Source organism: Streptomyces sp. LS1784 (assembly GCF_020103755.1).
Lineage (GTDB): Bacteria > Actinomycetota > Actinomycetes > Streptomycetales > Streptomycetaceae > Kitasatospora.
Genome location: NZ_JAHSQD010000109.1, coordinates 9705 through 19893, shown reverse-complemented (window position 1 = coordinate 19893; position 10189 = coordinate 9705). Strand labels below are relative to the sequence as shown.

Below are 10189 nucleotides of genomic sequence, written 5' to 3'. Positions count from 1 at the left end.
TCGCCGGCGGCATGAACGGGGCGGCCGCGGCGGCCGCGACTCGTCGACGGGCTGCGGCGCGGCCGCTCGACGACGGGGTCGGCGATCACGGCGGGAATGCCGGTGGGCACGCGGGCGCCGGTGATACGGGCCAGGTCCTCGCCGCCGGCGAGGACCCTGGTGATGACGGGGGTGATGGCGGCCGTGGTCATCATGCGGGCCATCGCGCGGCGCTGGTTGGGCAGCACCAGCGTGACGACGGTGCCGGACTCGCCGGCCCGGGCCGTGCGCCCGCCCCGGTGCAGGTAGTCCTTGTGGTCGCCCGGCGGGTCCAGGTTGACGACCAGGTCGAGCCCGTCGACGTGGATGCCCCGGGCGGCGACGTTGGTCGCGATCAGTGCGGTCACCTGGCCGGTACGGAACTGCTCCAGGGTGCGGGTGCGCTCAGGCTGGGACTTGCCGCCGTGCAGGGCCGCGGCCTTCACCCCGTTCGCGAGCAGGTCCTCCACCAGGCGGTCCGCGCCGTGCTTGGTGTCGATGAACATGATCACCCTGCCGTCACGGGAAGCGATGTGGGCGATCGTGGCGTTCTTGTCGAAGTTCTGCACGTGCAGCACGTGGTGCTCCATGGTGCTGACCGCTCCCGCGGACGGGTCCACCGAGTGCGTGACCGGGTCCTTGAGGAAGCGCCGCACCAGGCGGTCGACGTTGCGGTCCAGGGTGGCGGAGAACAGCATGGTCTGGCCGCCTTCGGCGACCTGGTCGAGGAGCTCGGTGACCTGGGGCAGGAAGCCCATGTCGGCCATCTGGTCGGCCTCGTCGAGCACCGTGATGCCGACCCGGTCCAGCCGGCAGTCGCCGCGCTGGATCAGGTCCTTGAGCCGGCCCGGGGTGGCCACCACGACCTCCGCCCCGCGGTTCAGCATCCATGCCTGGCGGCTGATCGACGTCCCGCCCACCACGGTCGCCATCCGCAGGCGTACGGCGCGGGCGTAGGGGGTGAGTGCCTCGGTGACCTGCTGCGCGAGCTCGCGGGTGGGAACCAGCACCACGGCCAGCGGGTAACGCGGCTCGGCCCTCTGCCCAACGGTGCGAGCCAGCACGGCGAGGCCGAACGCGATGGTCTTGCCGGAGCCGGTCCGGCCCCGTCCGAGGACGTCACGGCCGGCCAACGAGTTCGGCAGCGTCGCGGCCTGGATCGGGAACGGCGCGGTGACACCCTGGCGGGTCAGCACCGACAGCAGCGCCTTCGGCATGTCCAGCTCGTCGAAGGACTCGACGGCCGGCAGTGCCGGGGTCGTGCTCACCGGCATCGCGAACTCGCCCTGCGCGGAGGGGCCCCGAGGGGCACTCCGGCCGGAGGAGCGTCGGCCTCCGGCAGGCCGGTCGCCGTAGAAGCGGCCGTCACTGGAGCGGGAGCCGGCCGCGGAGCGGAAGTCGGCGTTGTGGTACGAGGAGCGACTGGAGCGGGCCATGCGGGAAACCTTCCTTGGGGCGGCACGTCACGAGGAAGGCCCCGTGGCGCGGGGCACCGGGCGGAGACCGCAAGGGAACGGGCCGGAAGTGTGACGAGCGGAGCGTGGACGGTGGAACCGTGCGGCACGTCACCAACGGTCGGCCCGCACCGCGGAGGACGGGAGCGAAGAACCTCGAACCGCGAGCTGTCACGGCGGGGCGCCGATCCGGACGCGGCGCTGTGCGTCTCGCGTGGGGATGGCCGCCAGTGGCGGGGCCGGGGGCCTGAACGGCCGGGGGATGCGCCGTGGCGCGATGGCCGAGGGGCCCGCACCGGGCATGTGCGCGGTGCGGGCCCCTCGCTGCTAGGCGGGTGCCATGGCAGAAGAACTACAGCGGGCGAATGTTCTCGGCCTGCGGGCCCTTCTGGCCCTGCGTGACGTCGAACTCGACCTTCTGGCCCTCGAGCAGCTCACGGAAGCCGTTGGCGTTGATGTTCGAGTAGTGGGCGAAGACGTCGGGGCCGCCGCCCTCCTGCTCGATGAAGCCGAAGCCCTTCTCCGAGTTGAACCACTTCACAGTGCCATTAGCCATTAAAAATCTCCTTCAAGGGACTGTCCGAAGCACGCACGGTGCGGGCTTCGAGTCACCGCATGGAGCGCCCACCGGGAAAGAACCGGGGAACAAAAAATGCGCCTGCAACACATCAGCAGGCGCACACAAAGTTCATGGGAACCACTACTGCAACTAAGGCGACTGTAGCAGGCCGCCGCCGACTGCGGCGGGATTTTTCACCCCCGGTTCTGCGGGCGCCTTCCCACCGGACGGCCGTTCCGAGCCGGGAGGACCGTGAACACGCCTGGAGAGCAAGCCGCTTGAGCATCTGGCCGCACCCCGTCGGGGCCGACAACTCCCAGGGATTCCTGCGGCACGGAGCGCGGACAGCGCCCGCCCTAGGTGTTCTGACCCGCGAGGTCGGGGACGCTGCTGGCGGGTGGTTTGCCTGCGAGTGCGGTGTGTCCGCGATGGCGATTTGCGCGAAGCCGCTCGGATGTAGCTGCCCTGCTGCGCTCGCGGTCTCCAGACCCTCTGATCTGACGGCGACGGCACTGCCGGGCCCTCCGGCTGGACGGCAACACCGCAGAGCAGGATCGCGGCGAGGAGTCGGGCGGTCCGTGATCCAGGCGAGATCCTGCTGGACGTCGCGCTCGCCGTGGCCCTTGGCGGGGACTGCATGGCCTGTCGCGGTGCTGCGGTGTCAGCGGACGCGGCAGACTGGCTCTGGCGCGAGTTTCGTGAAAGCCGCCCGCAGGTCTCGACGGTTGGCGATCATGTCGGGTGTCTGTCACTGGTCTTCTGGCCGTCCTGTTCCCTCAGTTCGCGTTGCTGCAGGTGGACTTGGTTAGACCGGTCGGCGGGTCGGTGCGGGTGCATGCCCGAGGCCGGACACCGCGGGCAGAGTGCCCGGGCTGTGGTAGCTGGTCCGACCCGCGTGCACAGCGCCTATGAGCGGCGGATCAGACACGGCGGTCTCCGGGCGGGAGCTGGTGCTGCACCTGCGGGTTCGCCGGTTCTTCTGCGATACCGCCGAGTGCGTGAAGCGCGCCCGACATCACTACGCGGCTGATGCTGATCTACGAGGACGGGAGGGCCGCGCTGTCCCTCACGGGCGAACGCGGATGATGGTCTTCCCCTGGCGTCGCTCGGTCGGGTTAAGGGCGGCGACGGCATCGTCGAGGGCCGCGACGTTGCCGATGTTCGTGCGCAGTCGTCCGTCCCGCACCCGCTGGACGATCTCACCCAGTTGGACGCGATCGGACTCGACAACGAAGTCGATCGCCTGACCGTGGGCGGGCCGCGCCTCGGGCGGCCCAACGGCAGTTACCAGTGTTCCTCCGGCCCGGATCAGGTATGCGGATCGCTTCTGGATGTCGCCGCCGATGACATCGAAGACCAGGTCGACTTCGCCGACGTCTTCCAGGGTGTCGTTGTCGAGGTCGACGAACTCCATTGCGCCGAAGTCGAGTGCCTTCTGACGGTCAGCGGCACGTCCGGTGCCGATGACATAGGCACCGGCCTCTCGTGCGAGCTGCGTCACCATCGTCCCGACTGCGCCGGCCGCGCCGTGCGCGAGGACGCTCTGCCCCGCCTGGAGGTGGCCGTGCTGGAACAGTCCCTGCCACGCGGTGAGGCCTGAGATCGGAAGGCTAGCGCCCACGGTGAAGTCGACGTCGCCCGGCAACGGCGCGAGGTTGCGTGCCTCGACGGCCGCGTACTCGGCGAGGGTGCCGTCGCGATACCAGTCGGTGAGGCCGAACACGTGCTGGCCCACCGAGAGACCCGTCGTGCCGTAGCCGAGGGCGGTGACCACTCCGGCCAGCTCATGTCCGGGGATCGACGGTGTTCGGTCGCGGTCGAGGCGATCGGTCCAGGTCGAGGGCCACGCCATCTCGGTCGGGACGAATCCCGACGCATGAACCTGAACGACGACATCGTTTATCGCCGGCTCGGGCTCGGGTCGCTCCGTCAGCGTCATCCCGGCCGTTCCTGCGGCCCGGTCCGTCACCACGATCGCCTTCATCTGGACACCTCTCTGTATCAGTCCTCGCCCGCACGGCACCTACGGTTCACGAGTGTTAGCGGTGCCAGACCTCGCCCTCTTACCCCCCTGATCGGCACAGGTGTGGAGCGAGGACATCGTTGTCAAGCGCTGCTTCGAACCGGCTCACCGCTTCCCCGGCACAGGCGCACCACTGCTGCATCTGCTCCGCCCGTCGCGGAAGAGTCGGTGATCGCGTTGTTCCTGTCGGTTGGAGGTGGCAACTGTCATCCGGTTCCGGTCGATGCTGGTCAAGTCACGTGTGCACACTGGCATGGTCACTGCTCCTCGGCTTGATCGCACGGCGTTGGTACTCCAGCCGTAGATCGTGATCTCGGCACGAAATGGGCAGGCGGGGCGGGAACGACCGCGCCCGGGACAGATGCCAGTGATCACCAGTAGCCTGCCTGCGTGGCTGAGGTCTGGCACAGTGAATCGCTGAGGGACGTGGGGTACGAGCGCGTCTATGTCGAGCTCGATCGGTGCGACCAGGGGCCCGGCGGAACCCCGCTGACCGAGCAGGTCCTCGCATGGCTGATCACGTCGAACGGGCGGGCAACGGCCATCACGGTCGACGCGTACGGCCATGTCGAGGACGCCGACAGCGCAGAAGCCTGCAACGGTCAGCCGGCCTTCGCCGTTCCTCGGCCCGCGCCCGCGTTGAGGCGAGCCGGTAGGCGTCGCTGCCCGTCGCGATGATGGTGCCGTTGAAGGTCAAGCGGTCGACGATGGCCGCGTAGAGGCAAGGATCGGTGAACGTCTTCGTCCAGCCATCTGGGGTGAAGGTTGCTGCTGGCTGCCAGGCTGGGGCACTCGTAGACGGCGTCGACCAGGCGGTAGAAGCCTTCGGCGGTGTCGGGCGAGGCGGGCAGGAGCCCGATGTCGTCAACGATGATCAAGTCGGTGCGGGTGATCCGGGTGATCGCCTTGGAGGCGGAACATCCCGTCGTGGTGGGCACTGGACACTCCAGAGACCGAGCTAACCTATCGCGGCATCAACGACGAGGTCGCCCTCATCCAACCGCTTCATGATCTCGCAGACGCTGCACGAGCCGCCCGAGCACGAGAGCGCCGTTGGGCGCGAGTGGTTTCAGGGGGATCTCCCGGGCCGGGCCGTGGTGGTGGGTGTTCCGAAGCCGGGCGCGACGACGTCGTCTGCGGGCTGAGCCGTTCCGCTGTGTCGGTCGGCGGTCCCGGCTGCGGGCGGGTTCGCGGCTCGGTCCGCGGAGGCCAGGATCTCGGGGGCGACGCGGGCCAGGAGTTCCGGGCGCATCAGGTCCTCCTCGGCCCGGCGCAGCTCGCACTCGTCCTTGGTGATGCCGGGCGAGCGGACCTCGTCCCGTGCGTCGGCCGCCGTCTGCCTGACCCGGGCGTCCAGGAGCAGGGCCTGCTGGTAGAACTCCTCGTACGCGGTCGCCGGATCGGCATCCACCGCCGCGAGGACCGCATGGGCGATGCTCTCCAGCCGGGCGGCGTGGCCCAGAAGCGCGGCCCGGGCGCCCTCCAGCGAGGGCGAGGGCTGCCGCTGGGCCGCCCGGCCGGCCTCGGCCAGGGCGGCGGTCTTGGCGCGGGCGACCTTCGACTTGCAGGAGCGGGAGCAGTACAGGGTGGGGCGGCCCCGTCCGGAATCGCTGACCGGCACCGGCTGACCGCACTCCGGTCGCGCGCACACCTGCGCCGGCGGCTTCGCGCCTCGCGGGTCGCCCCATCGCTGCGCCGGCCCGGCCGGAACAATGTGCTGCGGCCCACCGGCGGTGGTGTGCTGGATCGGGCCTGGGCTCGGCCCGCGGGCACGCCCGGCCGCGTTGTCAGAGGTTCTGCAGGTAGGCGGTGTGGACGGTGAAGGCGGCCTGCTCGGGGGTGCCGTGGAGCATCGCCTCCTGAGTGTTGATGTCGCCGATGAAGTAGCCCTCGTACACCGCCACCCACCGGTCACCGATACCGGTCAGACCGCGCTTGGCCCAGCCGACCTGATGGCCCTCGCCGGTCACGAGGTACACGTCCGGGGTGACCGTCCAGCCAGCCAGCGCCCACCAGTCGCCGGGCCGCTGCGGGTCGAGGACGATGCGCACGTCGCTCGGGGGGCAGCCGGCGGTGCGCCGGGTCGCCCGGGACGGGGACCTCGGCGGGCCGCTGCGGTGCGGGCGAGACCGGGACAGGCCGGGGCTCGGTCCGCTGCTGGGCGAGGCGCAGGTCGACGAGCCCGCGCAGTTGCTCGCCGCCGGGCCGGGTTTCGCCCCAGGGAGCAACGGGCGCCTCGGCAGCAGGCCGAGCAGCTTGCGCCGTTTCTCCTCGGGGAGGAACAGGCGCCGCCAGGGCCTGCGGCTGGTCCAGGACAGAGCCGGCTGGCCAAAGGGTTTCGCCCCGGAGTGCGGCGGACGCAGGCCGGTCCTCGCAGGCGGGGTGCCAGCCACCGAAGCCTGGAGCGGCGCAGCCGCCGACGCCTGCCCACCCGCCACCCGGGAGGCACCGGAAGGGTCCGCCGTTTCACCCCGGGGCGAAACAGGAGGCGCCGGGGCGGCCTCTTCCGCAGCGGCGGCTTGAGTGGGGTGAGCAGCAAGCATCTGCTCCGCGAGCTCCCGGTGGCGCACGGCCAGGCCGTGCGCGGCGTGGAGGAGGCTGTTCATCGCCTCGCGGGTGCTGATCGGTGAGACGCAGCTGTGGCGTGAGGGGATCGGGCATGCGCGGCGGTGGTTCGAGGAGACTGGCGGCCTTGATGTGTGGAGATGCTGGACGCGCTCGGGATGATCTGGTCTGTCTCGGATGCGCGGTTCGAGGCCGGGTTGGACTGGACGCGGGTCTGGGCGAAGGGGCACGGCGGCAGCCTCGCGGCGCCGGTCGGCGGGTACGCGATCGGGACGTGGCTCTCGGAACTGCGGGCCGCGGCGCAGGTGCCGGCCGGGGAGCAGGGTGCGCTGTCGCCGGAGCGGCGCAGGGCACTGGAGGAGATCGACCCGTGGTGGTGCCCGGTCTGGCTGGTCACCTGGCAGCGCGCGTACGCCACCGCCCGGCTGTGGTGGCTGGCCTGCGACGGCCTGGTCGACTGGGCCGTGCTGCCGCAGGACACGGTGTTCGAGGGTCACTCGATGGGTGGCGGCTTCGACACCCGGGTAACGCATCTGATGCCCAGGCGTGATCGAAATGTGCGAAGCAGTCCGCTGTCTGCCGGAGACAGGCTTGGGTGGGGGTGTGGTCGGTTGAGGGTTTTCACGGCGTGCGCACCAGTGCCTCGACCGCGGTCGCCGCGGCCTGCTCGATGAGTGCGATGCCGGCCTCCCGCGTGGGCTGACCGTCGGTGAGTACGACGACGAGCAGCGTGTGTCCCGCGCGTTCGACGATGCCCACGCTGTTGACGACCCATAGCTGAGGTATCCCGCCCGGGAGCCAGCCGTTCTTGAGTACGGGCAGGTCGCCGGGCGATCCCGCTGCGCCGACGCCCCAGTTCTGTCCGTCGGTGATGGCGCTCATGAGGGCCCGCACGTACGACCGGGATGCGGCGTTCAAGGGGGAGTCCTGCGTGAACACGGCCTTCAGGAGGGAGATTTGGTCACGGGCCGTGGTCCGGGTCAGTCCCCAGGCTCCCCTTTGGCCGGCGTGTGCCGGGGTGAGTCCGAGTCGGGCGTTGGCCGCGTCCAGACCTTGGCGTCTGCCTATGTCGGTCCAGAGTTTCTGCGCCGCGTCGTTGTCGCTGAGGCGGATCATGTCGGAGGCCAGCTGTCGCTGAGCGGAGCTGAGTTGGCCTCCGCGGTCCTGCGTCTGCAGCAGCAGGGCGGCCAGAATGTCGACTTTGATGATGCTCGCGGAGGTGAAGGTCTCGGTGGACGAACCGTAGGCGGCCGAGCGGTTCGAGGTGAGGTCCTCGACGGCGAGAGCGTACCGGCCGTGGTGCGCCCCGAGCCCGTCGAGCGCGAGGCGCACGGCCTGCTCCGGCGTTGTCGTAGCCGCGGCGGCAAGTTCTTGCTCGGAAAGCGTGCCTGGCGCTGACGGGGTTGACGTCGGCAGTGGGGCAGGAGGGGTGCCCTCGGCCGGTCCCGAGGTCGGGATCAGGACGTGGGCCACCATGGCGGCGCCCACGAGCACGGGTATGACGAAGGCTGTCCGGTGCTTCATACGGGCACTCGCTTTCCGATGTCCGGGCACGCGGACATCGCCTATGGACCTGTAAGGGCGTGTAGGGGTTTCCGGACGCGCCGCCGTGCGTGCTGGGTCCGGTGTCGTCTGCCTCAGCGGCGGCTGGTGCGGCTCACCCGCCGCAAGATCTGGCGATCTTCGCGTTCTCGTCGATCTCGATCGGGAAGTCGTGGTGGCCGCCGAGGTTCACGGTCCATCCGTGGGTGAGAGTTCCGGACGAGGGGTTGTCGGCGAGCCAGAAAGGGGGGGTGGTGAGGGAGCAGGTGCCGGCGGTCGGGCCCTGGCCCCGGTCGGATCGAAGGTATTCGGTCACGAACTGTTTCCCGAGCCTCGCCATTGCCGTGGAGTCGCCGGACTTGGTGGCCGCCACCAGCCCGCCGTAAAAGCCGGAAACCGTGGGGTCGCCCCCCTTGCTGTCTCCGGCGACCGCTGTGCAGGTCAGGTCGGTCACCTTCCCCGTGGCCCCGTCGAAGTCCAGGGAAGGGGCCCGGTCGAGCCGTTCAGTCCCCTGGTACAGCAAGACCTCACCCGACGCCAGCACGCCGTCGACCAAGGCACCGCAGGTCACACCGCGGGAGTCGGCTCCCCAGATCCGTTGGTACGTGGACTCGTTGGCGAACAATGCTGCCACCTGTGCCGGATCCACCTCAGAGCGGGTGGCCGGATTCTGGTAGCGCAGGGCGGAGAGGAACAGGGTGTTCGTCGTCCGGGCCGGGTCGGCCGGGGAGGCCGGTGTCGAAGCCGATGCCGAAGCCGTGGGCGAGGACGGCTCGATGGGCGGGGGTGAAGGAGGCATATCGGCACTCGACGCGGTCGATGCCTGTACGGGCACCGAGGCACGGTCATGATCCGCTTGAGACACGAAGCCAGCGCCCAGGGCCACGATCACCACGGCCGCCGCCGCACCTGTCTGCAGGCGCCGGCGGCGCTGCCGTACCGACCCGATGAGGTCATCGACGTCGTAGCTGCGCGGCGGTTCCCGCCGTGAACGGTCGCGCATGGCCGCGGCCAGCTCCTCCTCCAGGTCGTAGTCCTTCATGCCGCCCCTCCCGAACGTGTGTGCAGTGCCTGTGCATCGACGGTCGACCGGAGTTTCGACAGGCCCCGGGCCACCTGGGATCGGACCGAGCTGGCCGAGATGTTCATCAAGTGGCCGATCTCCGCGTCGTCGAGATCTTCGAAGTACCGCAGCACCAGTACGGTGCGCATGCCGATCGGCAGGGACTGCAGCTCGCGCATCAACTCGTCGCGGACCACGAGACCTTTGTACGGATCGACGTACCCGTCCCCGATACCCTCATCCAGGGGTACTTCCGCACGTCCACGTAGTTTGCGCCAGCGGTCGTTGGCGAGGTTCACCAGGATCCGGCGTGCATAGGCCTCCGGTGCGTCGGCAGAGCGAATCCGGCGCCAGTGCCGACAGACCTGCTCCAGCGTGGACTGCACCAGATCGTCGGCCACATGACGCTCGCCGGTGAGCAGCAGTGCGGTCCTGAAGAGGGCCGACGACCGTGCATGCACGAATGCCGTGAAGGCAGGGACGTCAGCGGTTCGCATGGTCACCCGGCTCGCGACTCTTGAGCATCTTCGCCTCTCCCGAAGCCCCCTTGGCTCCCCCGCTCAACCTGACGGAGCCCGACTCGCGACTGCTGCACGCGATCTCTGGTCGTGACGCAAGCGTTATCTCGGGTGCGGGGCCTCGGTGACCCAGTCGGCGATCCGGCCGATCGGCTCGCCGGGGGTGGCCGAGCTGGTGAACGCCACGATGGTGTCGTTGACGGCCATGGCGTGCGATGAGGGGCTGACGTCCGCTCCGGGTCCGCGTCACCCCAGCCGGCATCGAACAGGATCGCGGCGACGACCGGTCTGGCCACGCGGACTTCCCTCCGGGTGGTTGGTGCGGACGCCGCGGGCGACCACGCGACGTGGCTTCCGCACCGAGGAGACGCCGGAAGGGCCGTCACCTGCGGTGACGGCCCTTCCGGCGTCGGCGGCGTGTGGGGGGGGCCCCGCGGGTGTGGGGGG

At 70.0% G+C, this 10189-nt stretch carries 10 protein-coding genes; 1 reads left to right on the top strand and 9 read right to left on the bottom strand.

What is annotated here, in order from left to right; genetic code table 11:
• The 6 genes from KS423_RS15695 to KS423_RS15670 all read right to left on the bottom strand — a co-directional run.
• Nucleotides 1–1454 (bottom strand): DEAD/DEAH box helicase (locus tag KS423_RS15695; protein WP_224279635.1); only part of this gene is annotated, 1454 nt, incomplete at its 3' end.
• 370 nt (nt 1455–1824) lie between these two features.
• Nucleotides 1825–2028: a cold-shock protein gene (locus KS423_RS15690; protein WP_045694210.1), complete on the bottom strand. Its 204-nt coding sequence runs from the start codon at nt 2026–2028 to the stop codon at nt 1825–1827.
• 1069 nt (nt 2029–3097) lie between these two features.
• Nucleotides 3098–4015 (bottom strand): NADP-dependent oxidoreductase, encoded by a 918-nt coding sequence (locus tag KS423_RS15685; protein ID WP_224279633.1) that lies wholly within the window; start codon nt 4013–4015, stop codon nt 3098–3100.
• A 641-nt stretch (nt 4016–4656) separates the two neighbouring features.
• Nucleotides 4657–4992, bottom strand: coding sequence for a hypothetical protein (locus KS423_RS48490; RefSeq protein ID WP_374119961.1), 336 nt, complete (start codon nt 4990–4992; stop codon nt 4657–4659).
• Nucleotides 4993–5123: 131 nt separating this feature from the next.
• Nucleotides 5124–5675 (bottom strand): hypothetical protein, encoded by a 552-nt coding sequence (locus tag KS423_RS15675; RefSeq protein WP_224279631.1) that lies wholly within the window; start codon nt 5673–5675, stop codon nt 5124–5126.
• A gap of 166 nt (nt 5676–5841) precedes the next feature.
• On the bottom strand, nt 5842–6105 hold the full coding sequence (locus KS423_RS15670) for a hypothetical protein (protein ID WP_224279629.1): 264 nt from the start codon (nt 6103–6105) through the stop codon (nt 5842–5844).
• 654 nt (nt 6106–6759) lie between these two features.
• Between KS423_RS15670 and KS423_RS15665 the strand changes: the two genes are divergently transcribed.
• On the top strand, nt 6760–7293 hold the full coding sequence (locus KS423_RS15665; protein ID WP_224279627.1) for a helicase associated domain-containing protein: 534 nt from the start codon (nt 6760–6762) through the stop codon (nt 7291–7293).
• On the opposite strand, the gene KS423_RS15660 is transcribed toward KS423_RS15665, so the two are convergent.
• From KS423_RS15660 to KS423_RS15650, 3 genes are all read right to left on the bottom strand, one after another.
• Nucleotides 7241–7951: a serine hydrolase gene (locus tag KS423_RS15660; RefSeq protein WP_224279625.1), complete on the bottom strand. Its 711-nt coding sequence runs from the start codon at nt 7949–7951 to the stop codon at nt 7241–7243. The genes KS423_RS15665 and KS423_RS15660 overlap by 53 nt on opposite strands.
• A gap of 325 nt (nt 7952–8276) precedes the next feature.
• Nucleotides 8277–9203 carry a hypothetical protein gene (locus KS423_RS15655; protein ID WP_224279623.1) on the bottom strand — a complete coding sequence of 309 codons (927 nt, stop codon included), beginning with the start codon at nt 9201–9203 and terminating at the stop codon, nt 8277–8279.
• Nucleotides 9200–9721: a SigE family RNA polymerase sigma factor gene (locus KS423_RS15650; protein WP_224279639.1), complete on the bottom strand. Its 522-nt coding sequence runs from the start codon at nt 9719–9721 to the stop codon at nt 9200–9202. Before KS423_RS15650 ends, KS423_RS15655 begins: the two co-directional genes overlap by 4 nt.
• Nucleotides 9722–10189: the final 468 nt, after the last annotated feature.